Source organism: Nocardia spongicola (genome assembly GCF_047200775.1).
Lineage (GTDB): Bacteria > Actinomycetota > Actinomycetes > Mycobacteriales > Mycobacteriaceae > Nocardia.
On the sequence record NZ_JBJZOO010000007.1, the window covers coordinates 84,754 to 111,712 of the forward strand.

At 63.8% G+C, this 26,959-nt stretch carries 23 protein-coding genes and 1 tRNA gene; 9 read left to right on the forward strand and 15 right to left on the reverse strand.

Annotation, left to right across the window (positions count from 1 at the left end):
• Positions 1 to 9: 9 nt before the first annotated feature.
• The 5 genes from ACL02S_RS15440 to ACL02S_RS15460 form a co-directional block, all read right to left on the reverse strand.
• Positions 10 to 1,278 carry a cytochrome P450 gene (locus tag ACL02S_RS15440; protein WP_412803109.1) on the reverse strand — a complete coding sequence of 423 codons (1,269 nt, stop codon included), beginning with the start codon at positions 1,276 to 1,278 and terminating at the stop codon, positions 10 to 12.
• Between the two features lie 430 nt (positions 1,279 to 1,708).
• Entirely contained in the window at positions 1,709 to 2,314 is a 606-nt protein-coding gene (locus tag ACL02S_RS15445; protein WP_412803110.1) for a GTP-binding protein, read from the reverse strand.
• On the reverse strand, positions 2,289 to 2,639 hold the full coding sequence (locus tag ACL02S_RS15450; RefSeq protein WP_412803111.1) for a DUF742 domain-containing protein: 351 nt from the start codon (positions 2,637 to 2,639) through the stop codon (positions 2,289 to 2,291). Before ACL02S_RS15450 ends, ACL02S_RS15445 begins: the two co-directional genes overlap by 26 nt.
• A gap of 73 nt (positions 2,640 to 2,712) precedes the next feature.
• The gene (locus tag ACL02S_RS15455) at positions 2,713 to 3,138 is read right to left on the reverse strand and encodes a roadblock/LC7 domain-containing protein (RefSeq protein WP_412803112.1); all 426 of its coding nucleotides are present in this window, start codon (positions 3,136 to 3,138) and stop codon (positions 2,713 to 2,715) included.
• Entirely contained in the window at positions 3,138 to 4,505 is a 1,368-nt protein-coding gene (locus ACL02S_RS15460) for an ATP-binding protein (RefSeq protein ID WP_503129059.1), read from the reverse strand. Before ACL02S_RS15460 ends, ACL02S_RS15455 begins: the two co-directional genes overlap by 1 nt.
• 389 nt (positions 4,506 to 4,894) lie before the next feature.
• Here ACL02S_RS15460 and ACL02S_RS15465 point away from each other — a divergent pair, with 389 nt between their 5' ends.
• Complete coding sequence (locus ACL02S_RS15465) at positions 4,895 to 5,326, forward strand: type II toxin-antitoxin system Rv0910 family toxin (protein WP_412803114.1); 432 nt, start codon at positions 4,895 to 4,897, stop codon at positions 5,324 to 5,326.
• Here the strand turns inward: ACL02S_RS15465 and ACL02S_RS15470 are convergent.
• On the reverse strand, positions 5,317 to 6,825 hold the full coding sequence (locus ACL02S_RS15470; protein WP_412803232.1) for a DHA2 family efflux MFS transporter permease subunit: 1,509 nt from the start codon (positions 6,823 to 6,825) through the stop codon (positions 5,317 to 5,319). The genes ACL02S_RS15465 and ACL02S_RS15470 overlap by 10 nt on opposite strands.
• A gap of 289 nt (positions 6,826 to 7,114) precedes the next feature.
• On the opposite strand from ACL02S_RS15470, the gene lpqS reads away from it, so the two are divergent.
• From lpqS to ACL02S_RS15485, 3 genes are all read left to right on the forward strand, one after another.
• Positions 7,115 to 7,522, forward strand: coding sequence for a putative copper homeostasis (lipo)protein LpqS (gene lpqS / locus ACL02S_RS15475; RefSeq protein ID WP_503129060.1), 408 nt, complete (start codon positions 7,115 to 7,117; stop codon positions 7,520 to 7,522).
• A gap of 101 nt (positions 7,523 to 7,623) precedes the next feature.
• The gene (locus ACL02S_RS15480) at positions 7,624 to 8,751 is read left to right on the forward strand and encodes a PLP-dependent cysteine synthase family protein (protein WP_412803116.1); all 1,128 of its coding nucleotides are present in this window, start codon (positions 7,624 to 7,626) and stop codon (positions 8,749 to 8,751) included.
• Complete coding sequence (locus tag ACL02S_RS15485) at positions 8,748 to 10,094, forward strand: MDR family MFS transporter (RefSeq protein ID WP_412803117.1); 1,347 nt, start codon at positions 8,748 to 8,750, stop codon at positions 10,092 to 10,094. The genes ACL02S_RS15480 and ACL02S_RS15485 overlap by 4 nt, the downstream gene beginning before the upstream one ends.
• Here ACL02S_RS15485 and ACL02S_RS15490 read toward each other — a convergent pair.
• The 4 genes from ACL02S_RS15490 to ACL02S_RS15505 all read right to left on the reverse strand — a co-directional run bounded on the left by ACL02S_RS15490 (position 10,063) and on the right by ACL02S_RS15505 (position 13,974).
• Positions 10,063 to 11,031, reverse strand: coding sequence for a glycosyltransferase (locus ACL02S_RS15490; protein WP_412803118.1), 969 nt, complete (start codon positions 11,029 to 11,031; stop codon positions 10,063 to 10,065). The genes ACL02S_RS15485 and ACL02S_RS15490 overlap by 32 nt on opposite strands.
• Positions 11,032 to 11,421: 390 nt before the next feature.
• Positions 11,422 to 12,954 carry a carboxylesterase/lipase family protein gene (locus tag ACL02S_RS15495; protein ID WP_412803119.1) on the reverse strand — a complete coding sequence of 511 codons (1,533 nt, stop codon included), beginning with the start codon at positions 12,952 to 12,954 and terminating at the stop codon, positions 11,422 to 11,424.
• A 128-nt stretch (positions 12,955 to 13,082) separates the two neighbouring features.
• A complete protein-coding gene (locus ACL02S_RS15500; protein ID WP_412803120.1) occupies positions 13,083 to 13,433 on the reverse strand; it encodes a hypothetical protein in 351 nt (116 codons plus the stop codon).
• Between the two features lie 130 nt (positions 13,434 to 13,563).
• A complete protein-coding gene (locus ACL02S_RS15505; protein ID WP_412803121.1) occupies positions 13,564 to 13,974 on the reverse strand; it encodes a hypothetical protein in 411 nt (136 codons plus the stop codon).
• Positions 13,975 to 14,216: 242 nt separating this feature from the next.
• Here ACL02S_RS15505 and ACL02S_RS15510 point away from each other — a divergent pair.
• From ACL02S_RS15510 to ACL02S_RS15530, 5 genes are all read left to right on the forward strand, one after another.
• Positions 14,217 to 14,290, forward strand: a tRNA-Pro gene (locus ACL02S_RS15510).
• Positions 14,291 to 14,731: 441 nt separating this feature from the next.
• Complete coding sequence (locus ACL02S_RS15515; RefSeq protein ID WP_412803122.1) at positions 14,732 to 15,007, forward strand: hypothetical protein; 276 nt, start codon at positions 14,732 to 14,734, stop codon at positions 15,005 to 15,007.
• Positions 15,007 to 15,930, forward strand: coding sequence for a PfkB family carbohydrate kinase (locus ACL02S_RS15520; RefSeq protein WP_412803123.1), 924 nt, complete (start codon positions 15,007 to 15,009; stop codon positions 15,928 to 15,930). Before ACL02S_RS15515 ends, ACL02S_RS15520 begins: the two co-directional genes overlap by 1 nt.
• Positions 15,931 to 16,166: 236 nt before the next feature.
• Entirely contained in the window at positions 16,167 to 17,159 is a 993-nt protein-coding gene (locus ACL02S_RS15525) for a hypothetical protein (protein WP_412803124.1), read from the forward strand.
• Entirely contained in the window at positions 17,143 to 18,612 is a 1,470-nt protein-coding gene (locus tag ACL02S_RS15530; protein WP_412803125.1) for a hypothetical protein, read from the forward strand. Before ACL02S_RS15525 ends, ACL02S_RS15530 begins: the two co-directional genes overlap by 17 nt.
• Positions 18,613 to 18,735: 123 nt before the next feature.
• Here ACL02S_RS15530 and ACL02S_RS15535 read toward each other — a convergent pair whose 3' ends face one another.
• The 5 genes from ACL02S_RS15535 to ACL02S_RS15555 all read right to left on the reverse strand — a co-directional run bounded on the left by ACL02S_RS15535 (position 18,736) and on the right by ACL02S_RS15555 (position 26,656).
• Positions 18,736 to 22,179 carry a DEAD/DEAH box helicase family protein gene (locus ACL02S_RS15535; RefSeq protein ID WP_412803126.1) on the reverse strand — a complete coding sequence of 1,148 codons (3,444 nt, stop codon included), beginning with the start codon at positions 22,177 to 22,179 and terminating at the stop codon, positions 18,736 to 18,738.
• Positions 22,180 to 22,434: 255 nt separating this feature from the next.
• Complete coding sequence (locus tag ACL02S_RS15540) at positions 22,435 to 22,797, reverse strand: hypothetical protein (protein WP_412803127.1); 363 nt, start codon at positions 22,795 to 22,797, stop codon at positions 22,435 to 22,437.
• A 219-nt stretch (positions 22,798 to 23,016) separates the two neighbouring features.
• Positions 23,017 to 23,943: a restriction endonuclease gene (locus ACL02S_RS15545; RefSeq protein ID WP_503129062.1), complete on the reverse strand. Its 927-nt coding sequence runs from the start codon at positions 23,941 to 23,943 to the stop codon at positions 23,017 to 23,019.
• On the reverse strand, positions 23,940 to 25,115 hold the full coding sequence (locus tag ACL02S_RS15550) for a restriction endonuclease subunit S (RefSeq protein WP_412803128.1): 1,176 nt from the start codon (positions 25,113 to 25,115) through the stop codon (positions 23,940 to 23,942). Before ACL02S_RS15550 ends, ACL02S_RS15545 begins: the two co-directional genes overlap by 4 nt.
• On the reverse strand, positions 25,112 to 26,656 hold the full coding sequence (locus ACL02S_RS15555; RefSeq protein ID WP_412803129.1) for a type I restriction-modification system subunit M: 1,545 nt from the start codon (positions 26,654 to 26,656) through the stop codon (positions 25,112 to 25,114). Before ACL02S_RS15555 ends, ACL02S_RS15550 begins: the two co-directional genes overlap by 4 nt.
• Between the last annotated feature and the right edge of the window lie 303 nt (positions 26,657 to 26,959).

A 26,959-nucleotide genomic window follows, 5' to 3' on the forward strand; every position in this document is an offset into this window, starting at 1 on the left:
AGAATCTCCTTAGAACATATTCAGTGGAGGGGATTTCGGGAAAACAACAGGCAAGGAGACCAAGGCACGATGGAACGGTCCCGGTCGCCAGGTCAATTGGTCAGGCGTAACAGCCAAGCTCAGCTCGGGCAGCGCGTCGAGGAGTTGGTCGATGGCGTCCTGGACCACCAGATAGGCAGCGGATCGGGCCGGGCAGGCATGCGGCCCGACACTCCATGCCAGATGCGCCCGGTTGTCCGTGCGTTCGCCGACACCGATGGCGGGATCGTTGTTGCAGCCGGACATACTGATCACGACCGGCTGATGCGCGGGTAACCACACGCCGTCGATGAGAATCGGCTGCTTCGGGTAGCTGACACAGTAGTTGGCCATCGGCGGGTCGTTGAACAACACCTCGTCGAGGGCATCGCGGGTGGAAAGACTGCCGCTGAGAAAACTTCCCGCGAAACGGTCGTCGGTAAGCATCAACAACAACGTGTTGGTGATCAGATTCTGTTGCGGCTCGATGCCCGCGCCGTAGAGGGTGACCAGCTGGTGGATCATCTCCGTATCGTCCAGTTGGGCGGGGTGCAGCAACAATCGGGAAGTGACATCGTCACCCGGCTCTTCTCGCTTCAGTCGCACCAGATCGAACAACGCGTCGGTGAGCATCTGATTGCCCTTGTCCGCGTTGATGCCTTCGAACATGGCGGCCATACCGGTCGCGACCTGTTGCCCGATATCCGCTGGGCAGCCGAGCATGGCATTGAGTACCTCGAAGGTGAGCGGAAACGCGTACTGGCTGATCAGATCCACCGCACCGTCCTGGCAGAAGGAGTTGATCAGCGGGACCGCGATCCGCTCCACAGTGCTGTGCAGGGCGTGCAAATCGATATCGGCGATACTCGCCACGTTCGCCTGCCGGTAGCGCAGGTGTTCCAGGCCCGCGCTGCGCAATGCGTTCGGCCGCCATTCCAGCATCGGCAGCACCGGGCACTCAGCGGGAATATTCTTCTGCCAGGTACGCGGGTCCGCGGGAAAATGCTCGGGGTCGTTGAGGATACGTAGTGCGGTGTGATATCCGATCACCAAGGTGGCGGGCACATCCGGCGCGAGCTCCACCGGAACGAGCGAGCCGTACGTGCGGCGCATCTCACGATAGGCCCGATGCGGATCCGCGGCGTACTCCTCCGAATACAGCGCATAGCGCGGCCCTGCGGTGTCGATCGGCGAGCCGTGCTGGACAGGGCAGCCATTCGCGGACGCTGAGGTGGGTGGCGAGAACTGTGGCGTGGTCACGAGAAAAGACTCCAGAGGGGAATGAACATTCGACGAGTGCGGTCGATGCGCGGCTCTGCGCTTCGCTCAAGTGCGTCGAGTTGATATGGATGTATCGGATTCCAGGTCGAATCGGCGTATATCGCATAGAGATACGGCACTGCCCGACCTGTGCCTGGTTGTCTCCCTTCGGTATCGGTGGGCAGTTCTATCAGTGAAAAGCTCTGCCGTACTCCCGGCTCCAGCGAGGACGACATACCTCGCTGGAGCCGGGAGCACCTGGTGCGCAGAGGGTTACGAGAACTCGACCGGACAGCTGGGCCGGAACTCGGAAACCTGCTGGACAGTAATCCGGACCATTCGGTATACGGAACGTGCGGCGACAGCCGATCACCGATGCCGCGAGCACCTCATACGCCGATGTCACCCACTCGAACAGGCTGGGAGGTGGTCAACGACGAGATTCCTGACGGTGGAACAGGAATTCGACAAGTGTGATCAGCGAACGCAGGCACGTGCCGCGGTCCCGCGCGTCCAGGGCGGTCAACGGGGTGTCCGGTTCCAGATCGAGGGCATCACGAACCTCGTCGAGCGGGTATTGGTGAGACCCCTCGAATTGGTTTACCGCAACCGAATACGGGACACCGCGTTCTTCGAGCACCGAGAGCACCTCATCGGATTTCTCGATGCGGCGGGTATCGACCAACACAAGCGCACCGAGCGCACCTTTGGCCAGCTCCTCCCACAAAGGCACGAAACGCTGCTGACCGGGCGTACCGAACAGGTAGAGCGCCAAAGTAGGGCTGAGCGTGATCCGGCCGAAGTCCATCGCGACAGTGGTCTGTGCTTTACCGGGCAAGCCCGCCATATCGTCGACGCCGACACTGGCTTCGGTGATGGTTTCCTCGGTACGCAGTGGCTTGATCTCCGAGACACTGCTGACGAACGTGGTCTTGCCGACACCGAAGTTGCCTGCTACCAACAGTTTCACCGAGCGGGTAACGGTCTCCGGCACATAGTCGACGGCCCGGTCAGACGGCAAGAGCACGGAGCCCATTGAGTACCTCCTCCAGCAGAGCGATCTCCGGCAGGGATTCAGCCGGGGTTGGGGTGACCAACTGCCCGCTGTCCATGAGATCGGACGCGATGATCTTCACGACGGATGGCGGTAGATCGAGGTACGCGGCGATCTCGGCGATCGAGAGCGCCCCTCGGCGACTGCACAGCGTCATGACCCGGCGCGCATCGGGCGAGGCACCGGGAAGCGGATCCTTGGCGGTCAACACCAAAGTGACCAAGTCCAGCTCGCGAGTAGGACGCGTGCGCCCCCCGGTGCGCACATAAGCCCGGACCAAGTCCGGGTCGCGACGATGTTTACTCATAACGTCACCCCGCGCCTGTTCGGTTCCGTAATGCCAGGCGCGGTAACACCTTCGACTCGCTCGCTGTACTCGATCATGGTATTTCGCTACCGTCTATGCGCCTGCGCGGCTGACTGCCCAGCTCATGTCCGACTCGACCGGCCAGCTCGTTCATCCGATGCGCGATGAGACCCACATCGATATCGGCAGTCGTCGCGACGCCTAGTAGCGCGCCTTCTCCCGCCGCGGTGATGAGGATCATCCCCTGGTCGTACTCGGTGATGTTCTGCCGCACACCGTTGTAGGAATCACCGCAGAACTCGCCGAGCGCTTTACCGAGCGAGCGCAGACCCGATGCGGCGGCAGCGAAGCGTTCGGCCTCGTCACGTGTGATTCCTGTGGAGTGCGCGATGCGTAGTCCGTCGTCGGATAGCAGCACCGCGAACCGTACACCGGAGATATTGAGATCTTCGAGTAGCCAGCCCAGTCTGTTGCTGCTGTCGGTCACGGGTGTGGCCATCAGGATGTCATCCCTTCCGTGTCATCGGATGCGGCGGCGCGGCCGCGCTTGGAGCCGGTATGCCATGCCGCGGCGATCTCGGGGCGAGCCGTTCCTGACTCGGAACGCGGACCGACCGGGGCCAACGCGACCGTCCGGCGGCGTCGTTTGGGTAAACCGCCGCTGGTGATCTCGTGCAGCTCCAGCTCGTGCTCTTCGTTGCTCTGCCGCGTACCAGGCACCACGGCAGCGGCGGTGATCAGTTCTGACTGTGCCTCGCTCACTGGTGCGACCTCCTGGGTGTTCTGCGGACTTGCCAGCAGCGACTCCGGGATATAGACCATTGCGCGCATCCCCCCGTAGACGTTCGGCCCATCGATGTACACGGTGAAACCGTAACGACGAGCCAACGCCGCGACTCCGGGGAAACCGACCTTCGGCGACGGGCCGAGCTGGTGGATGTCGACGGGCCGCTCCTGCGCGAGCACCTGCCGAGCTTCTTCCATCTGCTCGGCGTTCATCCGCACGCCGGCGTCATCGATGATGACGGTGACACCGTGGTGGCCCTCCTGAAAACTGACATCCACGTAGGACGTCGGCGGAGAGTACCGCAATGCGTTGTCGAGCAACGTCGCCAGCGTGTGTACAAGCGGCTCCACCGCGCGGCTGGTGACCACCCGATCGAGCTGGTTGGGCCGCACCCTCAGGTATTCGCGGACGCGGCCGATGGCGCCACCGACTACATCGGTCAGGGACTGCGCGGGCCAGCGCCGACCGGGTAGGCCGCCACAGACGATCACGTAGGACTGCGCCTGTCGGATCATCTGCTGCACAGAATGATCGATCCGAGTGAGTGTCTCGTACACCTGGTCGTCGCGATGTTCGCGCAGCGCGGCGCTCACCACCTGGCTGACATCGGCACCGAGGCTCACCACAGAGGTGCCGAACGAGCGGACCGCCGCACTGGTCGCCTGCCGCGCCGAGGCAGAGACCTCGGCGCGCGCTGCCCCTTCTGCGGCTTTGATCGCCTGTTGCGCTTCGTTATCGGCGAATTCCCTGGTCTCCGCACGTATCAGGTTCAGATCGTCGGCGTATCGCTCACCGATCCAACGCAGGTACTGCGCCGTCCGCGAATCTTCTATGTCCGCTTGTACCTCCACCGGCGGCACCTGCGGCTCGAATCTGCGTATCGAATCGGCGACCGCGGGAAGCGTAGTGGTGACAAACCGTTCCAGTGTGTCCTCCGTGGCACGCTGTTCCCTGGTCAGAGCCTCGACCTTGGCTCGCTGAGCCCTGCCGTACTGCACTGCGTAGAGCGCCCCTGCTACCGCGATCACCAAAGCGGCGGCGAAGATCCATGAAAGCGCCACAGCGATATCTTGATTCATCAGTTCTTTCGTCGTTGACTGGTCTGGAGGAATCGGCTTTCCGCTACCCTGCTTCGCTCGCCTTCCTCGCCTGCCGACCGTGGACGGACTGGTTGATCGGGTTCGTGTCGGGACACCTCCGCGCCGGGACACCAGAGCCCCGCATCGACCGACACTCCGACCGAGCGCCTACCGCACAATGCCCACAGGACAGGCGATTACATCACGAATCACCGCCCGTGCGGATCATGTCCAACAGCGACCAGAACCCGACTATTCGCACACTAGCAGCATTCCACCGAAGTCTCTTCAGATCTTTTAACCAGTACCGGATTTCCTCAGCCGGATGGATGGGCACCATGTGCTTTGCCCCCATCGGGCAGCCGAACAGCGCCGGATACCATGCGCCCATGGCAAAGCTGAAGGTATCGGTCGACGTCCCGATCTCCCCAGAGGAGGCCTGGTCGCACACCTCCGATCTCGCTGAACTCGGCACCTGGCTGACCATGCACGAAGCATGGCGCGGTGCGGTCCCCACCGAATTGACCGTCGGCACACAACTGGTTGGCATCGCCTCCGTCAAAGGCTTACGTAATCGGGTCACCTGGACGGTGCGCGCCGCGCAACCACCTCATCGCCTGCATTTGATCGGCGCCGGTAAAGGAGGAACCAAACTGGGCCTGCAGTTGATCGTCACCCCCAAAGGCTCGGGTTCCGAGGTCGCCATAGACATGGAACTCGGTGGCGCACCGCTGTTCGGGCCGATCGGCTCCGGTGTCGCTCGTGCGGTCAGAGGTGATATCGAACGGTCTCTCGACCGCTTCATCGCCCGCTACACCTGAGAGGCGGCTCCGGCACCGACCGCATCCTCGGCGGTCTCCGGATTCACCGGTTCGGTCCGCGGTAAGAAGAAAGCCGGGATCACGGTGAGGACGATCAGCACAAGTGCCACCGTGTAGGTGTGGCCGAACGCCTGCGCGGCCTGCCGCAAACCTGTGTCGAGCGCGCCCGGTGGGAGGGTGGCCGCCAGGCCGGGATCGAAATTCGCCGCGATCGCCGGACCGGCCAGCGGTTTGTTCTTCAGCACGTTGGTCAGGACCACCGACATGGTCGCCGTGCCGATCGAACCGGCGGTCTGGTTGACGATGTTCATCAAGGTCGAACCGCGAGCCACCTGGTGGTGGGTCAGGGTCTGGATCGCCGCGGTCATGGTCGGCATCATCGTGCAGCCCATGCCGAGTCCCATTACGAACAAGGCGATCAGCATCGGCAGATACGGATCATTCGCGTCGATCCGGACGAAGTAGGTCGTCCCGAGCGTGATCAGCGTGATCCCGGTCAGCACGATCTTCCCTGGACCGATCTTGTCCACCAGACGGCCCGCGACCGGCATGGTGAGCATGGCGCCGATACCCTGTGGCGCGAGCAGCAGACCCGCGTCCAGCGCCGATTCCCCACGCACCTGCTGCAAATAGGTCGGCAGCAGCAAGCCCATGCCGAAGAACGCGATCGCGAACAGCAGCATGGTGAGCGCGGCGAAGGTCAGCGCGCGGTCGGCGAACAGGCGCAGATCGATCAACGGATGTTCGGTACGCAATGCGTGGAACACGAAGGTGATCATCAGAAGCACCCCGATCACCGCGGGGATCAGCACTTTCGCCGCGACAACCGTTCCCGCCTCCGGGATGGAGGAAACACCGAACAGGAACAGGGCGAGACCGGGTGAGGCCAGCAACATACCGCGGAAGTCGAACGACTCCGATGGTTCCGGCCGATCCCCGGGTAACACGATGGCCGCCGAGATCAGCGCGCTCACACCGATCGGCACATTGATCAAAAAGATCCAGTGCCAGCTGAAGTTCTCGATCAACCAGCCGCCGAGGATCGGGCCCGCGATCGGACCGAGCAACATCGGCACACCGAGCACAGCCATCACCCGGCCGATCCGCCGCGGACCGGCCGCATGCGTCATGATCGTCATGCCGAGCGGCATCAGCATGCCGCCGCCGAGGCCCTGGATCACGCGAAACGCGATGAGTGATTCGATGTTCCACGCCGTGCTGCACAGCAGCGAGCCAAGGACGAAGAAGATGAGCGCCATCATGTACAGCCGCTTGGTGCCGAACCGATCCGCCGCCCATCCGGCCAGCGGGATCACGCTGGCCAATGCGAGTGTGTATCCGGTCATCGTCCACGCCGCGATGGCGTAGCTCGTGCCGAATTCGCGCTGGAAGGTCGGGATCGCGACGCTGACAACGGTGACATCGAGAATCGACATGATCGCGCCGAGCACGACCACACCCGCGACCTTGAATACCGCCGCGTCCAGCTTATCCGTCATCGGATCCGGCCCTGCCACCTGAGCATCCGGAGGAAATGCCACCGGTTAAGCCTGACACTACCCATATCCGAGCACCAGCATTTTGTCGTTTCTTTTGCTGAAAGTTGCCTGAGTGCGGCCCGCTCCTTCCGTATCACACCGGGGAACAGCGCCGATCCAGCCACTGAGCGCGGACTGCGGCCTCATACCGCGAATCGGGGTCCGAACACAGCCCACGACGCGGCTCGACCGCATATCCAGGCACACCAGGAGCATTCTTCTCATAAATAGTTGCTATAGTCGCCTCACTGTGCGGTTATCCATTCGGTTTCGGCATGTCAGACCCGCAGCAGCATTGCTAGCTGCGGCGTTGCTCATTGTGCCGATACTCGACTGCACCCTGGCAGGAACCGAGTCACATCCCGCTACGCCGATAATCATGGCCGCACGACACCTCGAGTCGGCCACGAGGGAGATCCCCGCGCACGGGATCTCCGATGTGCTGATTCACGAGTGCACATCGCACCGCGATCACTGCATCGCGCAATCGATACTCCCCGACCGTTGGAATATCGCCTCGCTGATCCTGCTGCTGTTCAGTGTGGTCACGGTCTTCGCCGCGGTCTCCGCTACCTCGCTCGCTATCAGCTGTATCCGGGGCCCACCGCGCGCCGGTGGCCGAGTCACTCTGACCTTGCTCTGTATCGCCCGGCGCTGATCGGCCAGCGCCAGGTCGACGTCATGCGCCGTCGACCGGTGTCCGCTGACCGTACACGTCATCTCCACCGTTCGGTGGTTCCGATACAGAAAGCAACAATCATGACCAAGGTCGCGCTCGATACGTTCAACGACCCCGCGGCAGCCCTGATCGGGGCGCCGGTGGCCACCCGCCATCCACACGGACTGGTCGGCAACACCCCGGTGCTGTGGATCGGAGCGCCCCTCGCCCCGGTGGGGCGGGGGTTCTGGGCCAAACTCGAAGGACTCAATCCAGGAGGGATGAAGGACCGTCCCGCATTACATATGGTGCGCAGCGCAACGGATCGCGGTGAACTGGCGCCGGGTGCGCGGATCGTGGAGTCCACCAGTGGCACCTTGGGTCTGGGGCTGGCACTGGCGGGGATGGTCCGGCATCATCCGGTAACGGTGGTGACCGATCCCGGACTCGAGCCGATCATCGCCCGCATACTCACCGCCTACGGAACAAAGATCGATCTGGTGACCGAACCGCACCCGATCGGTGGCTGGCAACAGGCCCGGCGCGATCGAGTGGCCGAACTGCTCGCGGCCGAGCCCGATGCGTGGTGCCCTGACCAGTACAACAACCCGGATAACGTCGACGGCTACGCATCACTGGCATTCGAACTGATCGAACAGCTCGGTGACGTGGATGTGCTGGTGTGCGCGGTCGGCACCGGGGGCAGCTCCGCGGGAGTCGCGCGAGTACTGCGCCGGTTCGATCCGACCTTGCGGTTGATCGGTGTGGACACCGTGTTCTCGACGATTTTCGGGCAACCAGCGGGCCCGCGGCTGATGCGCGGTCTCGGGTCGAGCATCTATCCGGTCAATGTGGACTACGCGGCCTTCGACGAAGTGCACTGGGTGGCGCCGTCCGAAGCAGTGTGGGCCTGCCGCACCCTTGCCGCGACGCACCACGCCACCGGCGGCTGGAGTGTCGGTGCGGTCGGATTGGTCGCGGGATGGGCGGCACGGGTGTTCGATGCCGATACCCGGATCGCGGCGATCTTCCCGGATGGCCCACACCGTTACTTCGACACGATCTACAACGACGACTACTGCGGCGAAAACGGACTGCTCGCCGCCGATCCGCCGGTCGAACCGGAGACGATCACCCATCCCACTCAGCGGGTGGCGCACTCCTGGACCCGGTGCGCCACCGTGGTCGATCCGCGAAACATCGCCTGCGCCGCAGAGCCCGCGCTGTGACCGTGATACGGAAGTTCGGTGGCTTCGATCCGGCCGCCCGGCTACTGATGATCAACCAGTTCGGCATCAACCTCGGTTTCTACATGCTGATGCCCTACCTGGCCGGTTATCTGTCCGGTCCGCTCGGACTGGCGGCATGGGCGGTAGGGCTGGTGCTCGGCGTACGCAACTTCTCTCAGCAGGGCATGTTCCTGATCGGCGGCACACTGGCCGACCGGCTGGGCTACAAACCCTTGATCGTCGCGGGCTGCCTGCTTCGCACCGGCGGTTTCGCCTTGCTGGCGTTCGTTACCTCGCTACCGGGATTGCTGGTGGCCTCGGCGGCGACAGGTTTCGCGGGGGCACTGTTCAATCCCGCTGTGCGCGCCTATCTGGCCGCCGACACCGGCGAACGACGGATCGAAGCCTTCGCGGTATTCAACATCTTCTATCAGGCAGGCATCCTCGCCGGTCCACTGGTCGGCTTGGCCTTGCTCACCCTAGATTTCACCGTGACCGCGGGAGTGGCAGCCGCGGTATTCGCGGCCCTGACCGTGGCCCAGCTGTTCGCCCTGCCGGCCCGGCGCCCCGATGAGCTCACCGAGCGAACCTCCGTACTCGGCGAATGGCGGACGGTGGTCACCAACCGCCGGTTCGTCTGGTTCTCGGTGGCCATGATCGGCTCTTATATCCTGTCGTTCCAGATCTATCTCGCGCTACCGCTGCAGGCGGAGTTCATCGCCGGAGCGCGGGCGCAGCTGCTGGTATCGGCACTGTTCGTGGTGTCAGGGGTGGTGGCCATCGCCGGACAGCTGCGCATTACCGCGTGGTTGCGAGCCCGCTGGGGCACAAGCCGAAGTCTGGTTATCGGCATAGTGATTCTCGCGGCCTCCTTCCTGCCGCTACTGATAGTCCCCGGCCCCCACCGTTTCGGCGCACCGGCCGCGGTCATCGCCCTGCTGGCCTGCGCCGCGATCCTCGCGGTCGGCACCGCGGCCGTTTTCCCCTTCGAAATGGACACCGTCGTCGCCTTGTCCGGAAAGAGACTGGTGGCAACGCACTATGGGTTCTACAACACCGTGGTCGGCATCGGCATCCTCGTGGGCAACCTGGCTACCGGCGCCGTCGTCGGTGCCGCCCGCGACGCCGGGGCGGACTGGGCGACCTGGGCAGGTCTCGGTGTTATCGGTGGTATCGCGGCGTTCGCGGTATACCGGCTGGAATACGCGCACACCGGCACCGGCACCGGCACGCACCCAGGCGGCCGGCATCCTCCGCCGGAACACCTGGCACCGGAAGATTCTCCCCGAGACGGGCTCTCGACGGCTGCCCTCACCAGGCGGGCTGGAGATCGCCTGCCGTGACGACCTCCGTGACGGCCGCCGCCGCCCGTGCCGCCGCGCCGCGCGTATGCCACCATCGCCATCGGTCGGTATCCAGCGCACCTGCCTCGGCGAGTAACCAGGGCCAAGCATCGAGATCCGGCCAGCGATCGAGAGTGAGCGCCATCTTCGCGGCGGCGAGCGCGCGGGCCGTGGCATGCTGCTCACCGAACGGACGGTCCGCCGGGATGAGGATGGTCGGTTTGGCCGCGGCCGCGATATCGGCGACCGCGCTCTGCCCGGCGTGCGAGACGATGATGTCGGCTTCACACAGCTGCGGCCACGGATCGTCCACCCGATCGCCCGATCCGATACCACGCCAGCGGTATCGACTGTGGCGCGCGGCGCAGGCACGCACCATCGCCGCGGTACACGGGATTCCGCCCGCGCCCCCGAGCACGAGTACGGTCGGGCGCTCGTCCGGGAGGTCCGTCCGGACCAGCGCCCTGCCATCGAAACGAGTGATGCCGCCGACGTAGCAGGTCTTGTCCGCGTATGGACGCAACCACAGCGGGTCATAGAGCCCGTGCGGCCATGCGGCGATCAATCGCTGTGCGCTGCGGTAGACCAGCTGATGCGCCGGGTCGATACGAACTCCCGGCAGTGCCATAGCGATAACGGGCACCCCGTGCGACCGGGCCAGTAGCGCGATCTCCACCGATGCGTCGACCACAAGGGCATCCGGACGTGCCTCGGCGATCCAGGTGGCAACCGCCGCCATCCGATCGGCAGGCTCGTGATCGAGTCTCGGCACCCGGTGCGGGGCCTCCGCCGCAGCGGAATCGTCCACACCTGCGGCGCGACCACCTGCGGGCAGCCACACCGTATCGTCGAAGGTGTGGTCGTCGCCGAGCCACAGCGACGACAGCGCGACGACCGGTTGCTCGATATGCGCGCGAATACATTGCGCTCGAAGCACATGCCCCGATCCGTGATGATGGACGTAATACCCGATCATCCGCCACGCCCCGGCCGCGGCGGTGCCGCAATACTTCTCCCCCGGATCGAGCGGCGGCCTCCAGCAGGATTCGGCTCACGAACAGCGCGGCCGGATCGGCGTACCACCATGATCACCGCCGCATGGACGAGCTCCTCGATGCCGGCACCGATCGCTGGGGCATCCCTCGGCGTGCTCCTCATAGCATCGGACCTTCCCGGACTGATACGCGATGCAACCGTGCTACCCCAGTTATTCGTTAGCAAACATTCATGCTCGCGCGGCTATCCCCCACTCGGGCTGCTCCCGCTATGCGGCGCAGAAATCCGTTCCGCGCGAATACCGGGCACCGATGCGGTGCGCAACGCGGCTTCAGCGCGGATGCCGGGACCAGAATCCGCAGTTGTGCCTGGCGCCGAAATCCAGGGATACAGTGCTGCCGGTCGCCCGCATGATCAGCGCAGGCCCGTCCCGACCGGATTCGGTCGGCCCTGGCCAGGCAGGCCACCAGGGCGAGCCGGGTCCATTCGGGTCCGCGGTGTGCGCGAACGTAGTCCACCATCGCTGCATCTGCCCGGCGAAATCAGCCGATCGGCCGGTCCACGGTATCGGTACCCCCATCAGACTGCTGAACAGATAGAGCAACTCAGCGGTATGGAAAGCGCCTGGCAGCACACTATTGGCAGTACCGAACGGCGCCTGGTCGAATTCGTACTGCCACAGCGGATGACCGGCGTCACGAGCGAGCCTGCTGGTGAACAACGTAGGACACGCGAACAAGCCGTCGGTGATCACCGCGGATTGCGCGGCCGCAGGCGACGGATATCGCGCGAGGGGGTATTCGGCGAGCACCCGGTCGGCATAGGCGCCGAACGAGCGGCGGACATAACTTTCATAGCTCGCGGCATCCGGAACATGACCGCGGGCATAGTCGGATGTGGCCACGAGCAGCGTCCCCTCGGCGCTGTTGGTCCCGATGAGCAAGGGAATCTTTCGGTCGGCTCTGCCGAGCGCAGCAGCCAATGTCATGGTTACCACGACGCCGTCGATGCTGGGAAACCAGCGCGGAGTCTGCTGGTCGGGAGGGACACCCGCCGACTCCAGCAACCGCGCCGTCGGCAACGCGCGCAGACAGGCCAATCGCGTTGCTGGGTCGCCGCATCCGACCTCTTGGGCATAACGCTCCGAACGGTCGGTGGCATCGTCGCGACTACCCGGAACCACCGGCGATCTCACACAGGAACCGCTTTGCACGATGGCCTTGTCGTAGAGACCATCGGAAGCGGGAGCGGCGAAATGTGTACAGACACTTCCACCACCGGCCGATTCACCGAAGATCGTGACATTCGCCGGGTCACCACCGAACACCGGAGCATTATCGCGAACCCACCGCAGGGCTGCCTGCTGGTCCTGAATGCCCGCGGTTCCCGTGGCTCCGCCTGATTCGGCGGCTAACTCCGGCAGCGACAAGAACCCGAACGGCCCGAGACGATAGTTCGGGATGGCCACGATGACATCGCCTTCAGCGACCATCCGGCTCGGTGCGTCGTACTGACTGTTGGCACCGCTGGTATAGCCACCGCCGTGGAAGAACACCATGACCGGCAGTCGTCTGTCGCCAATGCCCGCGGGCACATACAGGTCGATATTCAGACAGTCTTCGCTCATAGGACCTGCCGGCGGAAAGCCTCCCTCCTGCGGACACCTGGGCCCATGGCCGATAGCAGGCCGGATACCGGACCATGGCGGCACCGGCCGCGGCGGGCCGAATCGCGCCGCGCCACCGGTGGCCGCGGCGAAGGGAATCCCCAGATACTTGATGATTCCGTCCGCGGCGAAACCCCCGATCGCGCCACCGGTCACCTCCACCGTGAACAGCGGCGCCGCGAACACGGGACCCGGCACACCCGCAATCGTGAGACCGGCAGCCACCAGCACGGATATCGCAGTTCGTCTGATCGAACGCATCATCGCGGTCCGGTACCTCCGCTACCTCCGCCGTAGTCGAACGCGTACTCCGGGAACCGTGGATCTCAACACCGTGGCCGCTCGACGGAGTGCGAGCCGGTGCCCGATGCCGAGGCCAGCGCGACAGACAGACAGCGCAACTCACCGGGGATCAATACCGACCGGATCGACCCCTGAAAAGACTCCAACATCACGCCATCGGACCACCGCACGTCATAGCGATACCAACAACGACCGAAGCTGCTACCGCGCTCGATATCACGCTCGGTGCGGACAGCCAGCTCGGCCAGCGCCGCCGCCACCTGGTTCGGCTCACCCGTACTGGCAATCTTCCACCACGGCCTATCGAAGTGGCCCGGTTCGGAGATCTCGATCAGGTAGAGCAATGGCGTACCTACGGTATCGGAGACGGTCATACCGCACAGACTGCCCCAAAACAGACTGAACAGATGGGCGAAACGCCGAAGCGCACCGAGTCATTCCATACCTACCAGCACACTGCGGGCTACCTCCTACCGCGCAGATGCCGGACTCCCACCCCGACCGCTATACCTCGATACGGTCCATCAGCCAGCGCGGGCCGACCACCCGCGCCCCGAGCGCTTCCACCCGATCGCGGAGCCCCCGATCCGCCGTCACCACGGTGATCGGACGATCCTCGGCCGCTCCGACAGCCGCGGCCACCACCGCCACGATCGCGTCATCACCCGAACCGGCCGCCCGCACCACACGCAGACCATCCAGCTCCGGCCCCACTCCCCCGGCAATCGCCGCCTTGGCAGCTCCCTCTAGGACCACCACCACCTCATCCGACCGGCCGAGGCGTTCCCAAGCCTCCGCCACCGCCATGAGCAACCGACGAGCCGCGCCGGAGCGATCACGCCACCAGCCATCCGGCCGCGAACCGATGACATTCGCGGCATCCACCACGATCAGTCGCACACCACTACCCGGCACCTGCGGTCTCCTTCCACACAGGAAGCCGGGCCGATTCGACACCGGCTCCACAGCCGTTCACAGCTACAGACTCACCGAACTCCGCCACAGCCACAACTGCCTCCACGGTGTCACGCAAGCATCCCGGGGAAAGCGCCTCCGGCAGCCCGAGGCGCACCGTGACAAACATGCTCTGACCAGTCGATTAGCCCACTCGCCTGATCGTGCGGTAATCTCTTCGAGCGCCGGAACGATCGGCGCGGCGGGCTGTGGCGCAGTTTGGTAGCGCACTTGACTGGGGGTCAAGTGGTCGCAGGTTCAAATCCTGTCAGCCCGACAGACAGAAAACCCCTTCCGAACTGCATCGGAAGGGGTTTTGTGTTATCACCCCCTCCAGAGAATCGGGACCACTTCTGGACCAGAGCCGCCCTCTAGGTGCTGTGACAGCCTGTTGCCAGCGTCGCGCAACGCCTCTATATCCGGGTCCAGTTATCACTGGATAATCCGGAGATCAGTATGTCGGGTACTCGGTAGCCTCGTGACGAGCAGACACCACCACACCACTGGTCGGCTGGACAAACCGGGATATGCACCTGGAGGTGCACAGCTGTGCGCCCCCCAGGTGCATATCCTTCTTCCGGCATAGTCATCCGAAGATCTTGTTCATCGGATGAAGTCCGGTGAACACGTCCAGTTTTCCTGGAACAGGAACAATCCTCCGCTTCACGCTCTCTATCAGCTTGAATGGCATTTCAAGAACCATCAACCGAAGGATGAGATGCCCACCTCCGAAGCACTTCCCAGCGAGCGGATATCGACCCTCGGGACTGTTCAGGAGGGCGCTCCGGTGCTATCCGGCCCCACACTGCCGTTCGACCTTCCTCATGAGGCCGACGACGCACGGCAGATCGTCGCTGAGCTGCAGTCGGCGATGCCCCGGGTCACCGGTCATCTGGCCGGACTTCTGTACCGGTCGCGGATGTTGCCTGGCACGCAGCCGATTCCGGTGACGCAATACCGTGGCACCGGTCAGCAGTGGAACTATCCGGCCTGATGGATACCGTGGCTGGGCGCCGGTTCATCGTGATCGGCTCGTACATCGTGGATTGCATCGCGCGAACGAGCCACCTGCCGGCGTGGGAATCCGACGTGCAAGCCGAATCGATCACGCTGCTACCCGGCGGAAAGGCGCTCAACCAAGCCGTTGCCCTCGCACGGCTCGGGGCCGATGTCCTGGCATTGGGCGTCGTCGGCCAGGATCCGGCAGGCAGCATCGTGATCGATGCCCTCGAACACAACCGTGTCGATACCAGCCTGATCCGCTACCAGGACACCGCGAACACCCCACTGTGCCTGTGCTTCGTCGGTGACTCAGGCGAAACATCTTTCCTATGGCGTATTCCCGACGACATGGCGATCACACCAGCCGATATCGACCGTGCCCAACAAGCACTCACCTCAGCCGACGCAGTCCTGATGACGTATGAGCTTCCGCTGGATACCGCGCATTATGCGTTATCGGTGTTGCGGACATCATCGGCCACCGTGGTCGTGCAGCCCTCGCCACCACTGACCGGCGCACACACCTTGCCGTATGACGGGGTCGACGTGCTGTTGCCGAACCGAACTGAGGCGCACGCACTCTTGGCTGCCAAGGGAATGGCAACTACCTCCAACCCTGCGGACCTACCGGCCATGCTGCACAACGCAACTGGAATCCCGCACATCATCGTCACTTGCGGCGCGGACGGCTGCTTCACTTTCATGGATAACTCGGCCGGACATTTCCCCGCACATCCGGTCCCGGAAGTTATCGATACCACCGGAGCAAGCGACGCGTTCACCGCGCACTTCGCCGCATCGAAGATATCCGGCTCCTCGATCGATACATCGATTACAGACGCCCTCGCAGCCGCAGCGTATTCGATTCAGCACGCCGGTGGATCCACATCCATGCCTCCCGGGCCGACCCGCTGACCCTCCAAACCACCGGACGGCCACCCCACCCCGCCCGAATCGAAACTTCCCCGGTGAACCTCAGGAGGCCGGCACTGCGAGGGCGAGCTGTGGAGCGGACCACAAAGGCACTCGGTGAGTCGACCCCCGGGGGGCCGCCCCCTGGGTGGATCGGAGTGCGCAAACCGTCCAAGCTGTCGCATGTGGTCGGTATTCTCCGTTATGTAGTTGAGCCGCAATGGTCTTGGAGGGGTGCGATGGTAGAACAGCTCGACGTAGGCAACGCCAAGGAGGGCATCGGCAGGACCGTCGACGGTATCGGCAAGGCGGCCCGAACCGCTTCATCGCAGTTCGCCGGGCAGGTCGGCAACGTCAAGGACGCGGCCAGAGGCAGGGTCGAGAAGCTGACCGCGAAAGGGCCGGACCCCTACGAAGTGGCCGTAGCGGAATACAACGGCGTCTTCACGGCGATGGCCGACAAGGGCCTGTCTCTGTTGCGTCAGCGCGAACGTTCGACGGACCTGATCGAATTGGTCGAGCAGTTGGTGAACAGCATCGCCAACACCCCGAAATCATTCGATACCGACTTCGACGAGATCGAGGTACATCGGAAACGGTTCCTGGACGCGGAGGATTTCGCTCAGAAAGAGCTGGAAGCGGCGCGGATGTCGGCTGCAGGCGCAGGCGCCGGGTTCGCGGCGGGCACCGCGGTAGCGAGCCTGGCACCATCGGCGGCGATGTGGGTCGCTACCACCTTCGGGACAGCGTCGACCGGCACCGCGATCTCGACCCTTTCCGGGGCGGCAGCCAGTCAGGCAGCACTGGCGTGGCTCGGTGGCGGCACACTGGCCGCCGGTGGGGGCGGCACTGCGGCAGGCACCACACTGCTCGCGCTCGCAGGCCCGATCGGCTGGACCATCGCGGGCGCGACCCTCCTCGCGTCGATCGCTCTGTTCGCGAAGAAGAAGTTCGAGAATCGAGAGGCGAAGCACGAAGCGCTGATTGCGATAAAGCACAACACCGCCCTCGTCGAAGGCATGGATGCTCGGATAGACGACCTCCTCCAGCGGACCGCCTCGCTCCGCGAAGGGCTGGTAAAGAGTTACGGCGAAGCCTTGGTGTACTTCCGCGCCGATTTCCACGCGCTCACCCCTGCCGAGCGGTCGACACTCGCTACGTTGGTGAACAACACGAAGTCGTGCGCGACCATGCTGAGCATGCGCGTCGAACAGGATGCTGACAGTGAGTGACGCTGCCGAGTTCGTCACGGTCACCCAGGAACAGGCAGTTGCTTCCTGGGTGAGCTATCTCAACCAGCTCCGCATCAACAACCTTCTGAGCGCGCTCAGCCGGCAAGACGAGCACCTTCGGGACGCGCTCACCAGCGTCGATGAAGCCGTCAAGAAGATCGACCTCGAAGTGGTCGCCGCTAACCGCGGCGGACAGCGTGGCATGCACGGCTTCATCGCCGAGATCGCCGAGGTCGGGATCGGCAACGCCCGAAAGCAGATCCTCGGCTACGAGGCCGTCTACCAGTGGGTCAACGACAACGGCCCCGTCGACCTGATGCGCGGAAGTGTCGAGATCCAGCAGAAATTCGTCGCAGCGGGTGGCCGCTTCTCACTGGGCGCGATCGCCGAGCACCTCCAGAAATATCCCGAATACGTGCGCAATGGTGGGAAATACCAGATCCCCCGTGATCACTTCGAGGTGATCCAACGGCTACATGCCTTATCGCCCGAGGAAGCGAACACACTACTGTCACACAGCGGCGACGGACCTTCCCTCAGAGACTGGCAGCGGGTCCAGGCGTTCTTCCGAGACAGATCGGTCGGCTTCGAATCGCTCGAGCCCTCGACACTCGAGTACAGCGAAGTGCAGCGCGATGTCTACACCTCGACCATGGCGGCCGAAAAGGGCTCGCTCCACGCCACGGACCGGTCCCTGCGCGACGATGCCTACCAACGCAGCCGCCCGACGCTGCGAGAAGGAGGCATGGCCGCACTCACGACCGCCGCGACTGCGGGCGGGACCGCGTTCGTACTGGCCGTGGTCGCCAAACGCCGGGAAGGCAAGCGGCTCAGCGAGTTCAGCGAGCGCGACTGGATCGACCTCGCAGGCGAGACCGGCACAGGTTTCGGCAAGGGTGGCGTCCGAGGACTGAGCATCTACGCGCTCACAAATTTCACCGCGACCTGCGCAGCCGTCGCCAGCTCTATCGTCACCACATCCTTCAGCATCGCAGAACAAGCGAACAAACTCCGCCGGGACCAGATCGACGAACTCGAGTTCATCGAGAACTCCGAGCTCATCGCCCTACAGACCGCAGTACACGCGCTGGCCTCTTGCGTCGGCCAGGCGACCATCCCCATCCCGGTCCTCGGCGCCGTCATCGGCACCACGGTCGGCACTGTGATGCACAAGGCCGTCGCATCGTCGTTGACGAAGCGAGAGGCGGCGCTGATCGAGCGTTACCTCGACGAGCAGCGCACGCTCGACGAGCAACTCGCCGCGCAGTACCAGGCCATACTGGAAAAGCTGGACCAGAGCATGTCGGACTATCTCGGGCTGCTCGAACGCGCCTTCTCGCCTGACGTGCAGGTCGCGCTCGTCGGATCGGTCAAGCTAGCGGCGGAACTCGGCGTGGCTTCGGACGAGATCCTGGATTCCGATAAGAAGCTCGACGCCTACTTCCTCGATTAGCGAGAGGGAGACCACAGCCGATGCGGCAACCTATCCCTCAACTTGCGTCTGCCATCTTGCTATGGAATCCGTGGCAGCCCAACTGGGCCGCGGCCGATCGGGCTGTCGAGGCAGTGTCCGGGGTCAGGCGGTCGTGGCCACCGAGTCGTTGATCGACCGGATGACGCCGACGAGCCGTTTCGTCTGCTCGGGGGCAAACAGTTGTGTCGGCCCCTGCGGCGCCGCGTCGGTGAACGGCGCCTCGAACAGTAGTTTCGGGTCCATCTCGCCGTGCCGGGTGAGGTGACCGATGACGAGGTTGATGAAGTCGATCTGGCTGGCGGTGGCGGTGCGTTCGCCGAGGAACTCCGCGAACGCTTCCTGCACGGCCTGCTGATCGAGGCCGACGAGAGAGCGGATGAAACGTCCGAGTCCGTGGGCGTTGGCGACGGCGCGTTCCATATCGTCGGGTTCGCCGGCACCACTACGGGCCAGCAGTTCCTCGAGTGATTCCAGATCGGCCGGTGTCAACGACTTGCCCGAACGCAGCTTCTGAAGCGCCAGGTTGTCGGGCTGGCGGCGCAGATAGTCACGCACCTTCGCGGTGTACCGCTCGACGTCGGTACCGGACCGCATCTCCGGCATGTCCCGTTCGACGACCTCGCCGAGGGTATCGGTGAAGTCGGTGTAGACGACGACGCGCTTCTTCTTGTCGAGCAGCCCGACGATGGAACGGAGCTCACGCCGAGCGTGTTCGAGCATCTCGACGGTGACGTCCTCCCACCACTCGTCGCTCGCCACCTCCCGCAGCAGTTCCTCTTTGGCCTTCACCTTCGGGATGGCGAGTCCCTCGTCGAGGAGCCCGTCCGCAACGCCACGGACGGTGTCGGCGTGCCGCGACAGGGTGCCGTCGGCGACGACGACGGCGAGCTGTCCGCGCAGGACGACGAGGTCGAATCGTTTCGCCATCTCGTCGGTGTCGCGGACGGTGGTGGGCAGGTCGGCCAGGTTCTCGATGATCTCGGCGACCTGCTGTTCGATGACGGACTCCCAGGCGGCGCGGTCGGCGTACTTCTCCACCGCACGGCGCCGCGTGCGGACGATGAAGTTGTCCAGTCGCATGCCCGCGACCTGTCCGTGCAGCAGGTCTGCGGTGTCGTGGCGCAACGCCTGCGAGGCGCCGGATCGGTCGAGGGCTGCGAGCAATTCGGTTCGGGTGGTGAACAGCCGTTGCGAGAGCGACGGTGCGAGTGCCCCTTCCGAGGCGTCGGGGTGCTGTTCGAAGTAGTCGAAGTTGCCGCAGACGTCGAAGATGAAGAAGTCGGTCTTGTCCTGGCCGGGCCCGTACAGATCAGGGCGTAGCCGAGTCCCACGACCGACCATCTGCCAGAACTTCGACTTCGACCGCACCGGCTTGAAGAACACGAGGTTCACGACCTCGGGGACGTCGATGCCGGTGTCGAGCATGTCGACGGAGATCGCGAGGTGCGGTTCCTGGTCGGGCTGGGAGAACTTGTCGATGAGGTCCTGGCTGTAGTTGACCGAGTGGGTGATGACGCGTGCGAACGAGCCCTTGAACTCTGGGTAGCTCACGTCGAACCGTTCGGCGATGAACTGGGCGTGCAGCTCGTTCTTCGCGAAGACGATGGTCTTGCCGAGCCGGTCACCTCCGGCGACTCGATGCCCATGGGTCATCAGGGTTTCGAGGACCTTATCGACGGTGTCGATGTTGAACAGCCACTTGTTGACGGCCTCGGCCTGGACGACGTCGGGGATCTCGTCGTCTGGGACGTCGTCGCCCCAGTCGATGGACTCGTACCGCTTTTTCTCCTCATCGGTGAGGTCGGCGTAGCGGATTCCCTGCACCGGGAAAGTCAGCGGCACGCTCACCGCGCGCGGCGGGACGAGATACTTGTCGGCGATAGCCTGGTCGAGCGAATAGTCGTTCGTCGGGATACCGGTTTCGAGGTGGAACAGCTGGTAGGTGTTGTAGTCCACCTCGTCCTTCGGCGTGGCTGTGAGCCCGAGGAGCAGCGAGTCGAAGTATCGGAAGATGTGCCGGTACTTCTGGTACACCGACCGGTGTGCCTCATCGATCACAATGAGGTCGAAGTATCCGGGGCCGAATTTCCTTGTAAAGCCGTCTGTTTCGTCGATAAGGCCCATCATCGTCGGGTACGTGGAGACGTAGACTCGCCCCTCGGTGTTCTTGTCGGTCAACAGGTTCACCGGCGACGAGTCGGGCAGATGTGTCTTGAACGCGCCGACGGCCTGCTTGACGAGGGCCTTGCGGTCGGCGAGGAACAGCACCCGCTTGACCCAGTTGGCGCGCATCAGCATGTCGGCGAGCGCGACGACAGTGCGGGTCTTGCCGGCCCCGGTGGCCATGACGAGGAGCGCGGCACGCTGATTCTCGATCTCGAACCGCTCGGTGACAGCGCGGATCGCCTCCTCCTGGTACGGCCGGCCGGCAATCTCCCTGGGGATGGGGATCTCACCGAGTGGCTTCATCGTCGTCCGGCGGGTGACGAGGAGTTCGAGTTCGTCACGGGTGTGGAAACCGGCGACCTCCCGCGGCGGGTAGCGCAGGTCGTCCCAGAAATGGTGTTCGAATCCATTGCTGTAGTAGATGACCGGCCGCCTGCCGAACTTCTGCTCTAGACAGTCGGCGTACAGCTTGGCCTGCTGTTGACCGGCGATCGGATCGACGGACGTCTTCTTCGCCTCGACGACGGCCAGCGGCAGACCGTCCGCGCCCCACAGCACGTAGTCGACGAATCCGTTCTTGCCGTCGGGCATTCCGGCGACGGGGTACTCACGGTTCCGCTTCTGGTCGATCGCCCAGCCGGATTCGTGGAGCATGAGGTCGATGAGGTCGCGGCGGGTCTGCGCCTCGTCATAGTCGTGCGTGTCGGGCGCTGCGGCGCTCGCTTGTTGCGCGACATGGATCTGGGCGCGCAACTCCGCGATCAGTTGTTCGTAGCTGGCCTTCTCGAGTTCCGCCGTCTCGGCGGCCTCGTCGCGAGCCTTCAGCTGCGCGATGAGGTCCTGCTTCTCCGCCTCTGACTTCTCGAGTTGCGCGTCCTTGGCGGCCAGCTCCGCTTCGAGCTTGCCGAGCTGCGCGACGGTCTTCGCGACGACGGCACCACCACCGGGCTTGGGTAGACGGTCGGGGTCGAACTGCTGCTGCGGCGACGGCTTGCTCGACGGCTGCGTCGCGTAGGTGCGGGCCAGCCACGACAGGATGTGGAACAGCTCGGCGAGCGCCTTCTTGCCGACGTCCTTGGACACCGGATTGACGTCGTGGACGGCTGTGTTGGCGAGTCGGCGGATGAAGTCCATCTTCGTGACGAGCCCGTGGCCGACGATACCGACGAACCTGCCTTCGTGGATTCGGGCCGCGAGGTCCGACTTGTACGGCTCGGGCAGGTTCTGGGTGCGGTATATCCACTTGACGGTGTGTTCGACGGCGCGGCGTGCGTAAAAACAGGTGGTGCGTGGGTCGAACAGCGCGTCACGCTCCGCATTCTTGGCCTCGGCGTGCAGTTGCGGCCATTCGGCCTGCAGGAAGTCGAAGTTCCCCACCATATCCCCGTAGTCCTCTCCGAACTCGTGTGCGCCGTGCGCAGTGACGTGTCGTTCCGTGCTCGATCTTGGCACAGGCGTCCGAACTTTGCCGGAGCCAAAGAACATTACGGGCAGGGTCCGACAGATTCGCACCGTCGGGAAAGCCCGCGGAGTTTGCCGGTGCGATCCCGTCGTTCAGACCTGCCGATACCGCCGTTCGAGAATATATTCGAATATCGGTGCGACCCTACGACAAGAATCGGTAGATGCTGATTTTCAGGCGCCGCCGATGCGCCCGAGGACATCAGCCGCGAAGGCGCGGTTGTGATACTGCGCGTACGGTCCACGCCCCTTGATGACAAGGAGCTCCGCGAGGCGGCGGATCGCTACGGCGAGAGGCAGGCCGAAGAACCGTTCGTCGGCGCTTTCGTCGGAGCGGAACCAGTCGACGACGATCCCGTCGCCGCCCGCCGAGGCCATATCGGTGCGGTGGAAATTCAACAGCGGAAACGTGTTTCTCAACTGATCAAGGGTGCGTGAGGTCTCCCCGGTGAGCGCGGACTCCGACACATACATCGCGATGCGGTAGTCCACAATGTCGTTGCCCTCCAGGAATCGCTCGACGTACAGCACTTCCATCGGCCCGATGTTCAGCGTGAACAGACGCTCATGTTCAGCGGTCCTGTTCGTGGCGGGTAGCGCACTCAGCGTCCACTGGACCACCTCCCCGGCGGCGGGGTCGTCGAAGGCGTCGACGAGGTAGTCGGCGATGAGGTCGACGGCGGGGTCGAAGAACGAGTCCTGCTGTAGTTCTCAGCGCTGGCGGAGGGCTGGAGTGTGCTCATGGGAATCCTTGGGTCACTCGAAGTAGTCCTCGTCGACCTCGACGATCGTGAAGGTTTGTCGCGTCTGGACGGCGACGCCGTAGCGGATCATCAGCTCGGCGAGGCGCCTGCCGTCGATGAGGATGATGCGGGTGCTGATGCTGTGAGCGTACTCGCGGGCACCCGACGTGAACGCGCTGGTGGTGATGAAGACGCCGCGGGCTGCGCCGACACCGTGTAATGCACCGACGAACGCCTGGATCTCCGGACGGCCGACAGTGTTCTCCGCTGCGTAGCGTTTGGCCTGCACGTAGATGCGTTCGAGGCCGAGCGGATCCTGGTCGATAACACCGTCGACGCCGCCGTCGCCGGAGCCACCGATGCGAGCGGCCCGACCTTCGGTGCCTCCGTAGCCCATGGCGACGAGCACGTCGAGCACCGACTGTTCCAGGAACGCAGGGTCCTGACCGCGCAGCCGCGCGAGCAGATCTGCCGCGACCTCGGAGTGGAGTCGTTCGACGCCGTGCTCGATCTGCTCGAGCGGGTCGACGTCTTCGTCTGTGTCCACGGCGCTGATTGCCGGCGCGACGTTCGACGAGTTCGAACGCAACGGGGTGTAGTCGCGGTATTCGGGTAGTGCTTTCAGGGTCTTCTCGGTGATCCCGCCTGGATGGGCCTCGAGTAGCGCACGACCCGCGTCGGTGATGACGAATGTCGCGCGGGCCGGCTTGTCCACCAGCTTCGCGCGGTACAGCCCGCTGAGCGCCCACCCGATCCGGTTGTCAGCGCGCTGCTGCCCCGATGGCAGCACCTCGGCCCGCTGTTCGGCTGTCAGCCCGACATGGTCCTCCACCGCCGTGTGGAGGTCCCGCTTGCGCCAGATCTTGCCATCGGTAAGCACTTCCAACACCGGGGTGAGGAAGCCGGACCACACCGGCATCGCCGACACTGGTGCGGTCACAGCTCGCCTCGGAACGCGCGGGACTGCAGGGACGCGAAGAGGTCGTCGAGTTCGGTGAGGGCGGCACGGTGACGGGATTTCATCCCGCCAATCGTTTCTGCTCGCCGTGCGTACTCGCACTGAACCGCGATCGGAGGACACGGAACCTGAAGACTGCGAACATCATCGAAGTTCAAGCCCGCTTTGGTCCCCCCACGACTCTTGGCCGAGATCTGATTCTGACCGGCGGAGCTGGAAAGGTACTTTGACAGGTATGCCGGGTGATACTGGTCAGTCCGAAGAATTGCGAGATGCTGGTTGATATAGCCACCAGCAGTGGCGCTGTCCACGACCGCGGTTCGCCCCAGGTCAGCAGTAATACTCAACAAGACGTCGCCCGCTTGAACCTTCGTCCGCTTCGCCTCGGTAGTTTCGGGCGGTTGCACGTAGGCAACGTCATCAAGTCGCAGCTCGTCGTATCCGACGTTCTGGATGCGGAGGAACAGTTGACCTTCATCGGCGTAGTGCTTTGCCCAACCACGAGATCCACTCGTCAGGAACGATAGCTTTTCGCCCAGATCACACCTGTCGGAGAGCGTCGGCAGTCCCGCCCCGAACATGTCGATGAAGATCGACTGGGTCAGCTCGTCGAGGCGGGCGAGGGCTTCTCGGCGCTTGGCGCGGAGGGCGTCGGCGTGGTCGAGGATCGCCGCGATCCGTCGCTGCTCCTCGATCGGCGGCAACATGATCTGAATGTTCGACACTATCGTCCGATTCAGGTTCGGCATCGTTGTGCCGAGGGACTCACGTTCGAGGCGTCTCACCATGTCGGGACTCGACATCAACTTGGCCAGGAATTCCGGACTCATACACTTGTCAGGCCTGAGGAACAGAGAGCCGGTACCGCACAGAAACCCCGCCTCTGCAGGCTGGACGACCGCGCATCTACCCATCTCGCCTCGCCGTCCCAGCACAACGTCCCCTGGCATCATCCGGTACCCGGCGAGCTCGGCGGCCTTCTCTTCCTTGACCGAATGCCTGCGATCGGCAACGATCGACCCACCATCGATGTGCATCGGATTGACGAGGGGTACACCATTCTCCGTGTAATCCTCCTTGTGCAGCAGCGAGCCGAACGGACCGATACGCACGTCAACTACTTCACCGAGAGAAGCTGTCGGCCACCCACTCACGCTGCACCGCCAGCAAGCATCTCCCGCAGCTGTGCCATGCCATCGGCGATTTCCTTTTCGAGCCGATCCAACTCGTCGAGGATCTCGGTCGGCGACCGGTGCTCGACCTCCTCGTGCACGATCTCTTTGTACCGGTTCAACGACAGGTCATATCCTTGGGCGGCAATATCGTCTTTCGGTACGCAGAAGCTCTGTGCAGTCCGTGCCCGTTCGAGCTCTGTCCCGTCGCGTTCAGCCCAGCGTCGCAACGCATCCGGCAGGTTGTTCTTCGCGTGCTCGTCCTCCGACAGCTTCGAGAGGGCACCGAGCTTGTCCCCGTCCAGCAGCGGATTGCGTTTGTCGTCCAGGGACCAGCCGTCGGACTGCACGTCGTAGAACCACACGTTGTCGGTGCCACCCGAATTGGTCTTGGTGAAGAACAGGATCGCCGTTGACACACCGGCGTACGGCTTGAACACACCCGACGGCAGCTTCACCACCGCATCGAGCTTCTGCTCCTCCACCAGAATCCGCCGAAGCTCCTTGTGCGCCTTCGACGAGCCGAACAGCACCCCGTCCGGCACGATCACCGCCGCACGGCCACCGGGCTTGAGCAGTCGCAGGAACAGCGCCAGGAACAGCAGCTCCGTCTTCTTCGTCTTCGCGATCTGCTGCAGATCCTTCGCGGTGTTCTCGTAGTCCAACGAGCCGGCGAACGGCGGGTTCGCGAGGATCAGTGAATATGCTTCGGCGTCACCGGTGTTCGCCTCCGCGAGGGAATCCCGGTAGCGGATGTCGGGCTGCTCGATACCATGCAACAGCATGTTCATCGAACCGATTCGAAGCATCGTGTTGTCGAAGTCGAAGCCGTGGAACATCTCGTGGTGGTACTGCCGCTTGCCTGCACCCGAGTTGATCGCGTCCGCGTGGTTCACACGCATGTACTCAGACGCACCCACCAGGAAGCCACACGTCCCGGACGCCGGGTCGACGATGGTGTCGCCCGGCTTCGGGGCCGTCATATGCACCATCAGCTCGATGATGTGCCGCGGGGTGCGGAACTGGCCGTTCTGGCCGGCGGACGCGATCTTCGCGAGCAGGTACTCGTAGATGTCGCCCTTCGTATCGCGGTTCTCCATCGGCACCTTGTCCAGGCGATCCACCACCCGCTGCAACATGCCCGCATTCGGGATCGTGAGCCGCGCGTCCTTCATGAAGTGCGCGTACGTGGAGTCCTCGCCGCGCATCTCCTTGATGAACGGGAACACCCGGTTCGCGACGATGTCGAACATCTCGTCGGCATGCCGGTCCCGGAACACCGACCATCGCAGGTCGTTGTACGGCCGACCTTCCGGGTCGTCACCTTCCGGGAACGGGTTGCCCTCGATCGGCTGCTCCAGCAGGTTCGCCATCTCCAGCGCGCGGGTCTGCTCGTCGTCCAGTCGGCGGATGAACAGCAGGTACGTGATCTGCTCCATCACCTCGAGGGGGTTGGAGATGCCACCAGTCCAGAACGCGTCCCAGACTGCGTCGACCTTGTTCTTGATGTCACCGGTGATCACGGATACCGATACCTGCCTGTTCTGCTCGACGAAGACCAACAGAACTGTATAGACCACCCACCGATACAACGCGCCACCGACCCACTTCGGCATCGCTCGAGAACATAGTCGATCGGCCCTGTCATTCTGTCCGGCTCCTTGCCGATAAGCATCCTTCGCCACTGCGTGATCGACAGCTGTCAATCCCCTCGAGCTGCACCCCGACCTCACCGAGAAGACCGCCCGCGCCGCCCTTCGGCCTGAATGAACTCCACCCCACGCGACCTCCACCTTCCGAACCGTCCGATGCTGCGCGCCATGACC